10 protein-coding genes are annotated in these 16,888 nt (G+C 41.1%); 4 read left to right on the top strand and 6 right to left on the bottom strand.

Features of this window, described 5'->3' with window-relative positions; genetic code table 11:
- Positions 1–46 precede the first annotated feature (46 nt).
- Entirely contained in the window at positions 47–988 is a 942-nt protein-coding gene (locus IQ13_RS12190; protein ID WP_144886656.1) for an AraC family transcriptional regulator, read from the top strand.
- Here the strand turns inward: IQ13_RS12190 and IQ13_RS12195 are convergent.
- Both IQ13_RS12195 and IQ13_RS12200 read right to left on the bottom strand, forming a co-directional pair.
- Positions 985–3,594: an MGH1-like glycoside hydrolase domain-containing protein gene (locus IQ13_RS12195; protein WP_144886657.1), complete on the bottom strand. Its 2,610-nt coding sequence runs from the start codon at positions 3,592–3,594 to the stop codon at positions 985–987. The two genes, IQ13_RS12190 and IQ13_RS12195, sit on opposite strands and share 4 nt — an antisense overlap.
- Positions 3,595–3,770: 176 nt before the next feature.
- Positions 3,771–4,577: an N-acetylmuramoyl-L-alanine amidase gene (locus tag IQ13_RS12200; RefSeq protein ID WP_144886658.1), complete on the bottom strand. Its 807-nt coding sequence runs from the start codon at positions 4,575–4,577 to the stop codon at positions 3,771–3,773.
- 139 nt (positions 4,578–4,716) lie between these two features.
- Here IQ13_RS12200 and IQ13_RS12205 point away from each other — a divergent pair, with 139 nt between their 5' ends.
- Complete coding sequence (locus IQ13_RS12205; RefSeq protein ID WP_144886659.1) at positions 4,717–5,304, top strand: WG repeat-containing protein; 588 nt, start codon at positions 4,717–4,719, stop codon at positions 5,302–5,304.
- 49 nt (positions 5,305–5,353) lie between these two features.
- On the opposite strand, the gene IQ13_RS12210 is transcribed toward IQ13_RS12205, so the two are convergent.
- The 4 genes from IQ13_RS12210 to IQ13_RS12225 all read right to left on the bottom strand — a co-directional run bounded on the left by IQ13_RS12210 (position 5,354) and on the right by IQ13_RS12225 (position 14,168).
- Positions 5,354–8,725: a methylmalonyl-CoA mutase family protein gene (locus IQ13_RS12210; protein ID WP_144886660.1), complete on the bottom strand. Its 3,372-nt coding sequence runs from the start codon at positions 8,723–8,725 to the stop codon at positions 5,354–5,356.
- Between the two features lie 123 nt (positions 8,726–8,848).
- Positions 8,849–10,201: a RagB/SusD family nutrient uptake outer membrane protein gene (locus tag IQ13_RS12215; RefSeq protein ID WP_199758248.1), complete on the bottom strand. Its 1,353-nt coding sequence runs from the start codon at positions 10,199–10,201 to the stop codon at positions 8,849–8,851.
- Between the two features lie 19 nt (positions 10,202–10,220).
- Positions 10,221–13,310, bottom strand: coding sequence for a SusC/RagA family TonB-linked outer membrane protein (locus IQ13_RS12220; RefSeq protein WP_144886661.1), 3,090 nt, complete (start codon positions 13,308–13,310; stop codon positions 10,221–10,223).
- Positions 13,311–13,475: 165 nt separating this feature from the next.
- On the bottom strand, positions 13,476–14,168 hold the full coding sequence (locus IQ13_RS12225) for a zinc metallopeptidase (protein WP_144886662.1): 693 nt from the start codon (positions 14,166–14,168) through the stop codon (positions 13,476–13,478).
- A 563-nt stretch (positions 14,169–14,731) separates the two neighbouring features.
- On the opposite strand from IQ13_RS12225, the gene radA reads away from it, so the two are divergent.
- Positions 14,732–16,126, top strand: a complete 1,395-nt coding sequence (gene radA / locus IQ13_RS12230) for a DNA repair protein RadA (RefSeq protein WP_144886663.1) — start codon at positions 14,732–14,734, stop codon at positions 16,124–16,126.
- Between the two features lie 61 nt (positions 16,127–16,187).
- Positions 16,188–16,883, top strand: a complete 696-nt coding sequence (locus IQ13_RS12235; RefSeq protein ID WP_144886664.1) for a ComF family protein — start codon at positions 16,188–16,190, stop codon at positions 16,881–16,883.
- The last annotated feature ends 5 nt before the right edge of the window (positions 16,884–16,888 follow it).

Raw genomic sequence — 16,888 nt, forward strand, 5'->3', positions numbered from 1 at the left:
TTAGGTTTTGCCAATTCCTTAATTTCAGGAACAGAAAACGATACTCTTGCCGGTAAAAAACTATTTACACAAAATTGATCTTACGCAGCCAAAGCAATTACAAACGCTGGTGGAAAATCGCCGTGTATTTAACCTGCAGAACTGCGAACTGAATGTGTTTGAAAGTTACCAGGAAGCCTATCGTGTTCCGTTAACCTTCCACGATTTTGTTATTACCAGTATGGTGCGTGGTAAAAAAGTAATGCACCTGTTTGATAAGCCCAGCTTTGATTATTTACCCGGCGAAACAGTGATTGTGCCGGCCGATGAAACAATGGTGATCGACTTTCCGGAAGCGCAGGCCGATAAACCAACGCAATGTATTGCATTGGCTGTTGATGCACGTTATGTGAACAATACCATTCAGTATTTAGATAATTATTACAACAGCGATCCTGATACAGCGCATAACTGGAAACTGCAGTTCAACCAATATCATTTTGCCAATGAGAATGAAGTAACTGACCTTATCAATAAACTGATTCGTGTGTGCAGCAGTCCTGATAAAGCAAAAAATATTTATGCTGATCTGAACCTGAAGGAATTGTTGATTCGTTTAATGCAGAGCCAGCACCTTTTGCAGGTACGTGCAGAAAGCGGTGAACAGAACAACCATAGCAGGCTGCATCACATTCTGCATTACATCAACGATCATCTTACCGATAAGATTGCTGTTGATACCCTCAGCCGTAAAGCGTACATGAGCCGTAACGATTTTTTTCGCTGGTTTAAAGAACAATTTGGAATTACACCGTTGGAATACATCAACCGTGAACGCATTAAACTCGCCAAACAATTACTCATCGATCCGAAGAACACGGTTACCGCTGTTGCCATGCAATGCGGTTTTGCTGATGTAAACTATTTTGTTCGCTTGTTTCGCAAAGCGGAAGGTATTACACCCGGCGCTTACCAAAGCTGTTCGTTACAACAAGGTTATTCTGCTTAACTAAACTCATACAACAGTTCAGCAATCAAAGCTGTCCAGCCGGTTTGATGACTGGCGCCTAATCCCTTACCACTATCGCCATGGAAATATTCGTAGAAGAGAATGAGCTCTTCGTTACCCGGTTGTTTGTAAAACCAGTTGTAGGTTTCATGACTGCGACGTTCACCACTTGCATCAAGCCCCAATAAATTAATGTTGCGGTATGCTAATTCTTTTGCCACATCACGCAGGTTGAGATAAGTACCCGAACCTGTTGGATATTCCACTTTCACCGAATCGCCGTAGAAATCGCCAAACTCTTTAATGGCTTGTATGGTTAAGAAGTTGAGCGGAATCCACACCGGACCACGCCAGTTACTGTTGCCGCCAAACATATCACTGGTACTGTCGCCGGGATCGTATTGAATGGAATAGGTATGTCCATCAATCACTACTGAATAAGGATTCTTTTCATGATCTTTTGATAATGCACGGATACCACCCACTGATAAAAATTCTGCTTCATCTAACAAGCGTGCAAGTATCGCCAGCAAACGTTCACGTGGTACCAGCGAAATCAATATTTCTTCACTGTCACTCTTCTCTTCGTTGGGCCAGAAACGGTTTTTCGATTTACGATAGTTTTCGAACCAGGTGATACGCTTTTTAAAATCAGTTAACCGGGCAAGACTGCTTTTATGAATCGTTGATACCGCAAACAAACTGGTTAAACCAACAGCTGATTTAATACGCAAAGGCTGATGACTTCCATCGTGCATCACCAACACATCGTAATAGAATTTATCTTCTTCGTTCCATGTGTGTTGCTCGTTCAAGGCTTCAGCAATCAATACAAAATGTTCGAAGAAGCGTGTAGCTGTATCTTCAAATGCATCATCGTGCATGGCAATCTCCAATGCAATGTCCATCATGTTCAACGCATACATCCCCATCCATGCCGTACCATCGGCTTGTTCTAACTGATGATTGCCGGGAATATGATGAGAGCGATTGAACACACCAATATTATCCAAACCAAGGAACCCTCCCTGGAATAAGTTGTTGCCGTTTTCATCTTTACGGTTGATCCACCAGGTAAAGTTGATGAGTAGTTTTTGAAAGATGCGTTTCAGGAATTGTACATCGCCTTTGCCTGTGCGTTTCTTTTCAATATTGTACACATACCAGGCGGCAGTGGCGTGCACCGGCGGGTTTACATCGCCAAAATTCCATTCGTAAGCCGGCAATTGTCCATCGGGTTTCATATACCACTCACGCATAATGAGCAGCAGCTGATGTTTGGCAAACACCGGATCAATTGCTGCCATGGCAATACACTGAAAAGCCAGATCCCAAGCAGCATACCAGGGGTACTCCCATTTATCCGGCATGGAAATTACATCGGCATTTTTCAAATGCACCCAGTCGTGGTTGCGGCCAAATTTTTTGCCGTTATTCACCGGAGTAATACCATCTGTTCCATTGATCCATTGCTCTACATCAAATGCATAAAACTGTTTGCTCCACAACAAGCCTGCATACGCCTGTCGTGAAATACGTTTCTGATCTTCTGTAAGCGAAGAAGGAATGATGGCATTGTAATATTCATCTGCTTCCCGCTTGCGCTGATCAAACAGGTTTGTAAAGCCATCAAAAAAAGCATTGTCTACATAACCATCCACCAAACGGCAATAAATGGTTTTCGTTTCTTGTGCTTTCAAGTGCAAGTCATACACTGCTGCGCATTTGGTTCCGTTCTTTTTTTCACGCAGTTTTTTCTTATGCTTATTATTAACTACCGCTTCATGAAAAGCATCTTTCACAAAAATGCTTTCGTTGGCTGAACCATTAAGCTTCTCTTTGTTGGTTTCGTTTTCGGTAAACCACAAATCATCGGCTTGTGTAAAATAGAAATAGTAATCGCCCAAACGATTGTACCATGCATGTACACAGTTATTGTTTACATACTCCAGTACAGGCTTTATCTGCTTTTCATCGGTACTCCACTTATTTGAAAACCACAACGTGGGTAATACCGTAATATCGGCTGCACGATGGTAACGATTGGTGATATCAATTTTAATGAACACATCGTTACTATGCTGCTTGGCATACGTAACTTTTACATCGAAATAGTGATTGTTTTTAAATGCTGCGGTATCGAGTATTTCGTATTCCGGTTCGAGACGGTTTCGCTTTTTATTTTCTTCATACAGTTTTTTGTACGGAAATAAACCCTGTGGATACTTGTACAAATACTCCATGTAATAATGCGAGGGAAGATTGTCGAGGTAGTAATACAACTCTTTCACATCTTCGCCATGATTACCGCTATAGTTACCTAAACCAAATAAGCGTTCTTTTAAGATGGGATCTTTCCCGTTCCATAACGCCACGCAAAAACAAAGATTCTGGAAGTAATCGGAAATACCGGCTAATCCATCTTCACCCCACAAATACGAACGAAAATGCGAATGCTCAAAAGGAAAATAGCCCCAGGCATCGCCATACTCACCATAATCTTCACGCACTGTTCCCCACTGGCGTTCGCTGAGGTAAGGACCCCAACGTTCGAGCGGAACAGTTTTATTGGCATTATCTAAAAGTCGTTGTTGTTCTGCTGTCATACTCATTTATTTAACCAATGCTTTCTACAGGTACAGGAAAACTAAAGCGGCAATATATTTTATTCTGCAGTGTAATACGTATAAAACTGCTTTGCAAACGTTTCCTGTTGCAATCTTTTTTAAGATGGAAGCAATTCGAAAGATTATTCCAAACGAATAACCGGAGAAAATTAAAGTTACAGGTATTTTTTGTGGAGTTGATACAGCACTTTCGTCGCCTCAGGCGTCATACCACGGGTGGTATCCATTAAAAAATGACGTTTAAAGCCAACAATGGCAGCTGAAGAATCTTTGATATCGTATCCTACAATACGTATCGCCGTGAGGTAATCGAAGTTTTGCGGCACCTGCACGTTGGCCGTATCGTTCCACCACAAACCAAAACCTTTTTCGCTGAGTGTTTTCCAGGGAAAGCGCCAGTTAGGATCGTTTTTACGTGTGGGTGCAATATCACCATGACCAATAAAATTTGCAGCGGGAATATTGAATGATTTTTTCAAACGCTCCAACAACAAATTCAAACTATTGATTTGTCTTTCATCAAAATACTCAAAACCATTATTATCTAATTCAATACCAATACTGCTGGAATTAATATCGCTTGCATTACCCCATTTGCTTACACCTGCATGGTGTGCCCGTAGATAATCGTTGAGCATGTGAAACACGGTACCATCTCTGCAGATTACATAATGTGCACTCACTTGTGTACGTGGCAGCGTAAACGTTTTCAACGTTTGCTCGCAACTGTTTTGTGCTGTGTGATGAATTACAACATAATTCGGTCTTCGCATGGAGAGGTTGGTCGTACCCACAAAATAAGGCGCATTGTTTACCGAATCCTGCAGCGGATACTGCCGCAACAATTTCGCAAACGCCTTGCTTTGCTTTTTGTACGATTTATTCGTGGCTTTGTATGGATTGTTCGAACAGCTTCCGGCCAGCAACAGCAGCACCGGCAGCAGCACATACAGTTTTCTCATAGTGGCAATTTAGCCCATTTCGTCCAAACGCTGTTTTTCTGCCCATTGTCATTCGCTCTTCTGCCTGTTATCATAGATTTTCACTGTAACTGTATCTACCTTGTTTAAACGATTTACTCACTATCTAAATACATGAACAATGAAAAAGTATTTTATCTTATTCATGCTGTTCATTGCAATTGACACAACTGCACAGAGCTGGGCAAAAGATTACGATTATGTAGATGAATTTGCATTTGGACTGGCAAAAGTTACCAAAGGAAGTAAGTATGGTTATGTAAACAAACAAGGTGTGCTGGTTGTACCACTCATTTATGATGAAGCAATGACCTTACGTGAAGGCAAAGCCACCGTTAAAAAGGATGGCAAATGGGGTTACATTGATTCTACCGGAAAAGCTGTAGAAGAATTTAAATATGAAGATGCAGGCTGTTTCCGTGAAGGATTGGCAGTAGTACGCTTGAACGGCAAGTATGGTTTTGTAGACCACAATTTCGCTCTTGTTATTCCTTATCAGTTTGAAAACGCCAGAGGTTTTGCAGAAGGACTTGCTCCTGTTTCAAACAGCAAAGGCTTGTGGGGCTATATTAACAAAAGCGGAAAACTGGTATTCGAATACCAATACAATTTCGCCGACTTTTTTGTAGAAGGTCAGGCACGTGTTATGAAAAACGGCAACCTGATCATGATTGACAAAAAAGGAAAAGAAGTAAAAGAAAATGAATAGCAAAGTTGCTTTGTAAAAAAATGCCGCTCTGTTGAGCGGCATTTTTTATTTACATATTTCTGCGGTACTGACCGCCAACTTCGTACAAAGCATGTGTTATTTGCCCGAGTGAACAATATTTTACTGTTTCCATCAGCTGCGCAAAAATGTTACCGTTGCTTACAGCTACTTCTTTCAACTTTTTCAATTGAGCAGCGCTCTGTTGCTCATTGCGTTTCCAGAATGCCTGCAGGTTGCTTATCTGTTGTTCTTTTTCTTCAGTAGTACTACGTATTACTTCGCCCGGAATAGTTGTCGGGCTGCCATTTTTGTTAAGGAATGTATTTACACCTACAATCGGTAATTCACCGGTATGTTTCTGATGTTCGTAATACAAACTTTCTTCCTGTATCTTGTTACGCTGGTACATGCGTTCCATTGAACCCAACACACCACCACGTTCGGTAATGCGGTTGAATTCATTCATCACCGCTTCTTCAACCAAATCGGTTAACTCTTCAATTAAAAATGAACCCTGATTTGGATTTTCATTCTTCGCCGTACCAAGTTCACGGTTAATGATCAATTGAATGGCCATTGCCCTGCGCACACTTTCTTCTGTTGGTGTGGTAATGGCTTCGTCGTATGCATTTGTATGGAGTGAATTACAGTTGTCGTAAATCGCATACAACGCCTGCAATGTGGTGCGTATATCGTTGAAGTCGATTTCCTGTGCATGCAAACTTCTGCCACTTGTTTGAATATGATACTTCAACATCTGGCTGCGTTTGTTGGCTTTGTATTTATACTTCATGGTCTTTGCCCAGATCTTTCTTGCAACACGGCCAATTACACTGTACTCCGAATCCATCCCGTTGCTGAAGAAGAACGAAAGATTCGGAGCAAAATCATCAATGTTCATTCCACGGCTCAAATAGTATTCAACATACGTAAATCCATTGGCCAGTGTAAATGCTAGTTGTGTGATGGGATTGGCACCTGCTTCTGCAATATGATATCCACTGATGCTGACGCTGTAAAAATTGCGGACGTTTTGTTCAATAAAATATTCCTGCACATCACCCATCAACTTCAAGGCAAATTCTGTTGAGAAGATACAGGTGTTTTGCGCCTGGTCTTCTTTTAATATATCGGCCTGCACTGTTCCTCTTACTTGCTGCAATGCAGTTTGACGGCATTGTTCATATACATCGGCAGGCAACACCTCATCACCACTTAAACCGAGTAAACGTAACCCAAGTCCGTTGTTGCCTGCAGGTAACTCACCGGGGAAGGATGTGTTGTTATAAGATGGCTTTGCACCCTTGCCAAATTTCTTTTCAAATGCTGCATCAACTAAATGCTGTTGTCCATTCGCTTCAATCCATTTCTCACATTGCTGATCAATTGCTGTATTCATAAAGAACGCCAGCAACATCGGAGCCGGACCGTTGATGGTCATACTCACCGACGTTTTCGGGTCGCAGAGATCAAAACCACTGTAGAGTTTTTTTGCATCATCCACCGTTGCAATGCTTACACCGCTGTTACCAACCTTGCCATAAATATCCGGACGATGAGCAGGATCTTCGCCATACAGTGTTACGCTATCAAATGCAGTTGATAAACGCTTGGCCGGTTGATCGAGTGACACATAGTGAAAACGCTTGTTGGTACGTTCCGGGCCACCTTCACCAGCAAACATTCTTGTCGGATCTTCACCTTCACGCTTCAATGGAAATACACCTGCAGTAAACGGAAAACTGCCGGGCACATTTTCCTGCGCCTGCCATTTGAGCAGATCGCCCCAGTCTTTGTACTTCGGTAACACCACTTTCGGAATACGTGAACCACTTAAGCTCGTGCTGAACAAAGGTTGCTTGATAATTTTATCACGTACTTTGTATTCATAAAAATCCTGCTGATAAGCTTTTACTTTTTCGGGCCAATGTGCAATGAGTTTTTTTGCAACGGGAGTTTGTTGATCTGTATAAAGTTGAATTTGTTGTTGGATGGTTTCCAACAAAGCAGCATCTGCTTTGTCTTTAATAATCTCTAACGTTCCCTGCAACTGATAAATTTTTGATGCAATGGCTGCCTGCTCTTCTACCAGTTGATTATAATCTTTAACTGTATCTGCAATTTCGCTGAGGTAACGCACACGTGCCGGTGGAATGATCAATGATTTACTTACCGTATCTCTGTGTGCAATATGATCAACGCTGCCAAATTTTACCTGTGTTTTTGTTTCAACAGCAAGCATAATTTTTTCAAACAATTCATTTACACCTGCGTCATTGAACTGCGAAGCAATGGTGCCAACAATCGGCAATTCATCATCTTTCGCCATAAACAGTTGATGATTGCGTTTGTATTGTTTGCGCACATCGGCTAATGCATCTAATGCACCAGCTTTATCAAATTTGTTGATGGCAATTACATCGGCATAATCAAGCATGTTGATCTTCTCGAGTTGCGATGCTGCACCATATTCCGGTGTCATCACATATAAACTCACATTGCAATAATCAAGTATTGACGCATCGCTTTGTCCAACACCTGCACTTTCCAAAATAATAAAATCAAAGCCTGCTTCTTTACAAATGTCGATGGCTTCCTGCACATGAGCGCTTAATGCTTTATCACTTTCTCTTGTTGCAAGGCTGCGCATGTAAGCACGTGGACTGGAAATGGAGTTCATACGAATACGATCGCCCAACAAGGCTCCACCTGTTTTTTTCTTCGATGGATCAACTGAAATAACAGCAATCGTCTTATCAGCAAATGCATTCAGGTATCGACGAACAATTTCATCTGTTACGGATGATTTACCTGCACCGCCTGTTCCGGTAATGCCCAGTACAGGTATATTGGCACTTGGAGTTTGGATCCGATAGCTATCAGATTTGGAATTTTGGTTTCCATTTTCCGCATTGGTAATTTTCCGTGCAACCGTTCTTACATCTTTCAGCTCACCTAAGGTCATTGGTGTTTGATAATTACCACTGCCGTTCAGTGAAATATCACATTGCTTGATTACATCTTCAATCATTCCTTCCAGCCCCATCTGTCGGCCATCATCCGGCGAATAAATGCGGGTGATGCCGTATTGATGGAGCTCGGCAATTTCATCGGGCAGAATAGTACCGCCGCCTCCGCCAAATATTTTGATGTGGCCGCAACCATTCTCCTCCAGTAAGTCTTTCATGTATTTGAAAAACTCCACGTGCCCGCCCTGATAGCTGGTAATGGCAATACCCTGTGCATCTTCTTCAATGGCTGCTTCTACAATTTCGTGTACACTTCGGTTGTGACCCAGATGAATAATTTCGGCGCCTTTGCTTTGCATAATGCGGCGCATGATATTGATAGCCGCATCATGACCATCGAACAAACTGGCGGCAGTAACAATACGCACTTTATTGGAGGGTGTGTAACTCATAATTTTTATCAATGCTACTTAGCTAACAAATGTTTGCAAAAATAGTTAATTCTGTTGCAAGGTAAAGGGTAAAAAAAATGCTCCCGTTTGCGGGAGCATTTTTTATTTAAAAGCTTCATCAGCTTAGTTCGTATAACCGGGGTTTTGTACCAGGTTAGGATTTGTATTCATTTCACGGAAAGGAATAGGGAACACTGCACGGTTATCGAAAGCCGGACGACCATTAACTGTTTCGCCCAAACGCTTTGCATCGTGAATGCGGAAACCTTCGTGGGCAAGTTCTAATCTTCTTTCCAATAAAATATCTGCAAGCGTAACTGTTACAAATGTTGGAGCACCTGCACGTGTACGTAAGCGGTTAATATCGTTTAAAGGAGTATCGCCAACAGTTGTAGATAAACGCTGGTTACATTCTGCACGAATAAGATACAGCTCGGCTAAACGAATAACTTTTACATTTTTAAATACATCTCTCCATTTGCCACTGCGCCAATCGCCTGCAAAATCATAAAACAACGCTTTACGTTGGTCAACTGCCGGATAAAGATTCAGGTGGGCCTGTAATATCACGATATCACCATCACGACCACCAAAAGGAGGTACAGAGTAAAATGTGTGGCAGTTATTTGTACCGTCCTGATCATTTACTACAATTGAGAAAACATCTTCGCTTGTGTAAGCAGATGTGTTAAAAGCAGCCGCATAAGTACCTACAGTACTGAAGTTACCTGCTGCCGCAGTTAACCCTGTATTAGCTGCATCACGTGCTGCAGCATAGTTACCCATTTGAAGATGTACACGTGCCAGTATTGTAGCTGCAGCAACTTTATTTGCATACACGCCATTTTTATTTGGCAGCAGGCTTACAGCTTCATTTAAGTCTGCTAAAATCTGGGTATAACATTCAGCAACTGTATTTCGAGCAGGAAAATCAACATCGCTGAAACCGGTTGTAGGAGTTGTTCTCACAATTACACCAGGATTTGTTGCAGGGTTGCCATCATTGTATGCTTTTGCAAAAAAGCGTGTTAATTCAAACAACACCGCTCCACGAATAAAAAGGGCTTCACCTTTTACCTTGTTACGGTCTGCAGCATTAACCTTATTAACATTTGCAATAACATTATTTGCAATGTTGATTGTGCTATAACCACTTGCCCACATATTAAGTATAATCGGATTAGTGGTTAAAATGGAGTTACCGTATACTTCTCTGTAAGTATTAAAAGTTCCTGTCCAGTTTAATTCTCCGGAAGCTGCCATCAGGTCGCCAAAAATCTGGATATTTCCACCATACAAATTACCAGAACTTAAGGCATCATAAGCCCCAACCAACACCTGCTTCACATTTGCATCAGTTGCAAACGCCAGGTCGTTACCAATTGCCTGTGGATTTTTTAGATCTAATTGCTTGTTGCATGCAGTAAACATTGATCCTGCTGCAATAAGTATCATTGAATATTTTAAAATTTTCATTTTGATCAGTTTTTTTAAATTAGAAACCAATGTTTAAACCAAACGTTACAGAACGGATCTGCGGTGCAGCATAAAAATCGCCACCCTGATTAATATTGCCTGCTCTGTAATCTGTGTTTACTTCAGGATCCCAACCTGTATACTTTGTCCAGGTAAATAAGTTTACACCTGTAACATATGCACGCACAGAACTCAATTTCACCTTATTCAAAACAGAAGAAGGAATATTGTAAGCTAATGTGAGTTGCTTTAAACGAACATAGCTGGCATCTTCCATATATTGTGTTGAAACACTTGGAGAATTAAAATCACCAAACCAATTCAAACGTGCTTCAGGAACATTTGTTACATCACCGGGCTTTTGCCATCTTTTTAACTGATCCTTTGTCTGGTTATCGAACCAATCACCACGGGCACTCATGAAACCACCTGCACCGTTTACTACTTCGTAATCAAAAACACCCTGGAACAGAACACTTAATTCAAAACCCTTGTAAGTAAATGTATTGGTAACGCCACCAAACCATTTTGGATTAGGATCACCTACTACAAAATTTCCTGCTGAATTATAATCGTTTGTTGTTGTTTTGCCATCCTGCTCATAATACAAGGCATCACCATTTGCAGGATCAACACCTGCATAACGTGGGCCATAATGCACACCAATTGGTTGTCCAACAATCAATGCGTTCATGTAACGACCGTCGTTAAATGAAAGAGTATCTTGTTGTCCGTCAATTTTAAGTACTTTGTTTTTGTTGTGCGAAACGTTGATGCTTGTCGTCCATTTGAAATTACGCACATCTACATTTATCGTGTTCAGGGTAAACTCAATACCCTTGTTTTCAATTTCACCAATGTTACGTGTAATAGCAGCGAAACCTGATGTTAAAGGCAGGGGATAGTTATAAATAAACCCTCTTCCATTTCCTGCAGAACGCTTGTTATAGTAATCTGCTTCAAATACGAGTTTGTTTTTGAGAATACCTAACTCAAAACCAACGTCAAGCTGGTTGGTAGTTTCCCATGTTAACAGGTCGTTTTGAAGTGAAGCAGGAGCAAGACTTGCGTTACCTGCATAACGGCCAGTACCATAAACACCTCTCCACGCATAGTTACCAAAACCTTGCTGGTTACCTAAGCTACCATAACTGGCACGAACCTTCAGGAAGCTGATTGCCTTAACATCACGCAGGAAGCTTTCTTCACTCACTACCCAACCAACTGATGCTGCAGGGAAGAAACCATAGCGTTTGTTTTCGCCAAACACAGAAGAACCATCCATACGGGCACTTAAGCCAAGCAGATATTTATCGTTAAACTTATAGTTTACACGACCGAAGTAAGAAAGAATTGCAAATTCGCTTAACGATGAAGTTCCTCCTGTAATTGTTGCTGCGTTCGCAATGTTACGCAGATCATCATTTGCAAACTGCTGGCCTTCCACAGAAGAAATGTCGTTGGTAAGTTTTTCAAACGCCATACCCAACGTTGCATCCAAATCATGCTTCTCTTTAATCGTTGTATTATACGTAAAGTAGTTATTGGTTGTATAACGTACGCTTCTTAACCAATCTGAGTTACCAACACCGTTTGTTCCTTGACCTGTGATTGTACGACGGCCGTAAAATGAATTATCATTTTGAGTAAGAACATCTAACCCATATTCTGAACGGAAGTTGAGCCCTTTCATTATGTTCAACTGTCCGTACACTGAATTGATGTTGCGGAAAGTAGTTGAAACGTAAGATGCGTTTTCTGTTTCGATCAGCGGATTATAATAAGTAGTTGTTGGACGATCAAAAAGCTGTCCCTGATTGTTACGCACAGGTGTAATTGGTGCTAAAGCCACAATTTGCATTGGTGTATTAAACAGGTTATCGGCACCAACACGTCTTGCACTTGAACGGGAAACAGTTGAATTAACACCCACCTTCAAGCGGCTGTTTAATTCCTGATCGAGATTAATACGTCCTGCGTAACGTTTAAAATTATTGTAGAACAGAATACCATCCTGATCATTATACGAACCGCTGATGAAGTATTTTGTTTTTTCGTTACCACCTGATGCGTTTGCTTCAATGATTTTGGTTTGTGACTCCTGAAAAGCAAGATCTTCCCAATTTGTATTTACGGTATCGGCTCTCCAGTTTGCGCCACCAGTGTTTATACCGCTGTAACGGTTAAAACGACCTTCTACAATATTTGTCATGTAAGTAATAGCAGCTGCTTCAGATGGAAAACCTGCACCATTACCAGCCCTGTTAAAGTGGTACTTCGCAGCGTTTACTGCAGCCTCTTTAAAGAATGCGATATATTCCGTTGAATTCAAAAATCCTCTTTTATTCGTAGGAGTGTTTGTACCGTATTGCATGTTAACGCTAAACTTCGCCTTGCCGGATTTACCTTTCTTTGTGGTAATCAATACCACACCGTTGGCACCACGTGAACCATAAATAGCTGTGGCGGCAGCATCTTTTAAAATTTCAAAAGATTCAACGTCATTGAAATTAATATCGGCCAATGCGTTACCTGATAAAGAACCGGTGTTCATTGGAATTCCATCAATTACATACAAAGGATCATTTGATGCACTGATAGAAGATGCACCACGGATACGCACTTTAATTCCTTCACCTACCTTACCGCTTTGTGACTCTACGAACACACCTGCTGCACGTCCCTGTACACCTTGTATAAAGTTTGGAACAGGAGTGTTTGCTACATCCGCTCCTTTAACACGGGAAACAGAAGTCGTTAAATCACGCTTTACTGTTTGGCCATAACCAACCACGAGTACTTCCGTTAAGCTGGTAGTACCAGGTGTCATGCTGATTGCTACGTCTCCGCCTGAAACAGAAACCTCCTGATCTTCGTAACCTACAGATGAAATTTGGAGTACGGCGTTATTTCCACTGAAAGAAATTTTAAAGGTGCCGTCAGCCCCTGTGGTGGTAACCTTTGTGGTTCCTTTTACTTTAACGGTGGCTCCAGCAAGGGGAGATCCATCTTTGGAATCGGTAACTTTTCCTGTTACGTCTTTGGTTTGTGCCCAAACCTGACATAACGACAATAGCAAGGCTATTGCCAATCCTAACAATTTTCTCATTTTTACTTGTTTTGGTTTGATAATAGAGGATATCTTAATTTGTACACTCTGAATTTTCAGACAGGATGTTTTTCATTTATGCTGCATCCTTTACTTAATCATTTAACCGAAAATAAGTAAAAACCAGACAGTTAGCTTGTAGCATTATATGGCAGACGATCAAATTTAATCTCTTCGGCTCATATAAATTAAAATATACTGTACTAAAGTTACTAATGATGCCAATGCCGCTACAACATAAGTGGTTGCAGCCCACTTCAAGGCATCTTTTGCTCTAGGGTGCTCCTGCGCTGTTGTGGCATTTGAGCGTTCGAGCCATGCAAGCGCTCTGTTGCTTGCATCAAACTCTACCGGAAGGGTTATAAGTGAAAAAAGGGTTGTAACCGCAAATAACACAATACCAACCAGTAAAACAGTAGGATTGCCACCCCCAAAACCTAACATACCAACCCCGATGGCCAAAATCCATTGGGAGAGCGTTGTACTGATCTGAACAGCCGGTACCAGGCGAGAACGCAACATAAGCCATTGATAAGCAGTGGCATGTTGCACAGCATGGCCTACTTCATGGGCCGAAACGGCGGCAGAAGCTATAGAGCGTCCATTATAAACATCAGGACTAAGGTTTACCGTTTTGTTTGCCGGGTTATAATGATCGCTTAGAAATCCGTCTACGGACACTACTTGCACATCATAAATGCCGTTTTCACGCAACATTTTTTCTGCCACTTCTTTTCCGGTTAAACCGCTCATTAAAGGCTGTTGGCTGTACTGCTTAAACTTCGATTTCAGGCGCATTTGAACTAAAAAACCAATGCCCATAAAAACCAGGGAAACGAAAAGAATTCCGAACGTCATAAACTATTTAAAATTTAAAACAACCTAACATCAAATTAGTTTCCAAAATATTTTTTTGTCAAAAAATGCAGGGTACAAAAAATGCCTAAGTCGTTTTGACAGAGAGAGTTACGTCTGATCATTGCCGTAAGCAAAAGAAGCAAATAAAATCACCATTACAGCAGACGTATCTATTTAATTAACAGCTAGTTATGCGTAATTCAGTAAGCTTCCCGGAGCCTATTAAAAGCAGTAATAATTTGGTAAAACTTATGCACATCGGCCAAAAATAATTTTGTAATGTGGCGGCAATTTGTAATTTAGCAACAGAATTTAATGGGTTAGTAAGTACAAAGGGTTGGAAGAAATTCCAGCCCTTTTACTTTGTACAAAACCCTCCATTTTTGGGTTAGCTCTACGCCTCTTTTTTGTAAAAAAAGCCTGCTCAATTGCTAATTCTTTGTGTCTAAAAAAATAACGGCCTACTTCTTTCTACTTAGTTTTCTGATCTCACTTTTTTTGAAAATAATTTTCATGCAATCGTTTTTTTTGATGCACTTTTATGCGCTTGAGAAAATACAATCATGAGTAAAATCAAAACATCTTTTTTTTGTCAGAATTGCGGGTACGAATCGGCAAAGTGGCTGGGCAAATGTCCGGCATGTAATGAGTGGAATACTTTCGTTGAAGAAATAATTACAAAAGATAAAAGCAACCCGCAAAAACAAAGCTGGAAAGAACAACCTTCTGCCGGGGAAATGAAAACTATTTCGCTGAGCGAAGTAAAAAGCACCGAAGAAAAAAGATTACTTACACAAGATGCAGAACTAAATCGTGTGTTAGGAGGTGGTATTGTACCGGGAAGTATTGTATTGATTGCAGGTGAACCCGGCATTGGAAAATCAACTTTGTTTTTACAACTTGGTTTGCATTTAAAAAATGTTACCACCCTTTATGTAAGCGGCGAGGAAAGTGAGCAACAGATTAAAATGCGTGCAGATCGTTTACAAATGACCAATGAAGATTTCTATCTGCTCACCGAAACATCTACCAACATTATTTTCCAGGAAATAAAAAAACTGAAACCGAAAGTTGTCATTATTGATTCGATTCAAACATTACAAACACCTTATATTGAAAGCGGACCAGGAAGTATTTCGCAAATAAGAGAGACAGCAGCAGAGTTGCAACGCTTTGCAAAAGAAACCAACACACCGGTATTTCTTATTGGGCATATCACGAAGGACGGCAATATTGCCGGGCCAAAAATACTGGAGCATATGGTTGATACGGTACTGCAGTTCGAAGGTGACCGGCACTATGCGTATCGTATTCTTCGTACAATGAAAAACCGTTTCGGCTCCACTTCGGAGCTGGGTATTTATGAAATGAACGAAACGGGCATGCGCCCTGTAAATAACCCAAGTGAAATACTCATCACACAAAAAGAAGATCAGCTGAGTGGTATTGCCATTGCTGCTACCATGGAAGGCATGCGTCCTTTATTAATAGAAGTACAGGCGCTCGTCACACAAAGTGTGTACGGTACTCCGCAACGCACAGTAAGTGGTTTCGACTTGCGTCGTCTGCAATTATTATTAGCTGTATTAGAAAAGCGTGGCGGTTTTCATTTTGGAATGAAGGATGTGTTCTTAAACATTGCAGGTGGGTTGAAAGTAGAAGATCCCTCCATTGATCTGGCTGTATTGTGTGCACTGCTTTCAAGCTACGAGGATGTACCGCTGAATCCGCATATCTGCTTTGCAGGTGAAGTGGGATTAAGTGGAGAAATAAGAGCAGTCAATCGCATTGACCAACGCATTGCAGAAGCCGAAAAACTTGGCTTCGAAAAAATCATCATCAGTAAATACAATATTGGTCAGAGTAAAGAAAACGAGAAGAAGTTATTACAGAAGTATAACATTGAAGTAATCACCATGAGCAAAGTAGAAGAACTGTACCAGTATTTATTTCAATAAACTGCAGATAGAGTGAACGGCTACTATTGCAATTAACAGGCGTGTTGTTTATCTTACTGAAATGATCAACACCCGAAAATTAGTGAATGATTTTCTGCATCTGCTTTATCCGCATACTTGTGCCGGTTGTGGCAGCGATCTGTTAGAGAATGATCAAGAGATTTGTATGCATTGCTTTGCCAACCTGCCCGAAACAAATTTTTCGTTGTATGCAGACAACCCCATCGAAAAAATATTTTATGGCCGTTTACAAATTGCACATGCAACTGCAGGCTATTACTTTAATAAAAAATCTGCGCTGCAAAGGCTCATTCATCAATTAAAGTACAAAGGCAACAAAGAAGTGGGTTGGCAATTGGGTAAATGGCTCGGATTACAATTGCATAAAAGCAACCGCTTTACAAATGTGCAGGCATTGGTTCCCTTACCACTGTTCCCCGACAAGGAAAAACGCAGAGGTTACAATCAATCAACAATCATTTGCGAAGGTATTGCAGATGTATTGCAACTTCCTGTGTTAACCGATGTTGTAAGCCGCAAGCGTTATACCGATACGCAAACCAAAAAAGGCCGCAGCGACCGCTGGACAAATGTTGACAATAGTTTTGCTATCAGCAATACTGAACTGCTTACAAATAAACATGTGCTGCTGGTAGATGACGTAATTACAACAGGTGCTACATTAGAAGCTTGCGGCACGGCATTGAAAACAGTACAAGGTTTAACCTTAAGTATTGCTGCTTTAACCTGCGATTAAACCAG

Origin of the sequence: Lacibacter cauensis, from assembly GCF_007830055.1 — a bacterium.
Lineage (GTDB): Bacteria > Bacteroidota > Bacteroidia > Chitinophagales > Chitinophagaceae > Lacibacter > Lacibacter cauensis.

Bases quoted from the DNA above. Each gene is read 5' to 3' on its own strand.
- IQ13_RS12195 (WP_144886657.1), bottom strand. From the start codon at position 3,594: ATGACAGCAGAACAACAACGACTTTTAGATAATGCCAATAAAACTGTT.
- IQ13_RS12200 (WP_144886658.1), bottom strand. From the start codon at position 4,577: ATGAGAAAACTGTATGTGCTGCTGCCGGTGCTGCTGTTGCTGGCCGGA.
- IQ13_RS12205 (WP_144886659.1), top strand. From the start codon at position 4,717: ATGAAAAAGTATTTTATCTTATTCATGCTGTTCATTGCAATTGACACA.
- IQ13_RS12210 (WP_144886660.1), bottom strand. From the start codon at position 8,725: ATGAGTTACACACCCTCCAATAAAGTGCGTATTGTTACTGCCGCCAGT.
- IQ13_RS12215 (WP_199758248.1), bottom strand. From the start codon at position 10,201: ATGAAAATTTTAAAATATTCAATGATACTTATTGCAGCAGGATCAATG.
- IQ13_RS12220 (WP_144886661.1), bottom strand. From the start codon at position 13,310: ATGAGAAAATTGTTAGGATTGGCAATAGCCTTGCTATTGTCGTTATGT.
- IQ13_RS12225 (WP_144886662.1), bottom strand. From the start codon at position 14,168: ATGACGTTCGGAATTCTTTTCGTTTCCCTGGTTTTTATGGGCATTGGT.
- radA (WP_144886663.1), top strand. From the start codon at position 14,732: ATGAGTAAAATCAAAACATCTTTTTTTTGTCAGAATTGCGGGTACGAA.
- IQ13_RS12235 (WP_144886664.1), top strand. From the start codon at position 16,188: ATGATCAACACCCGAAAATTAGTGAATGATTTTCTGCATCTGCTTTAT.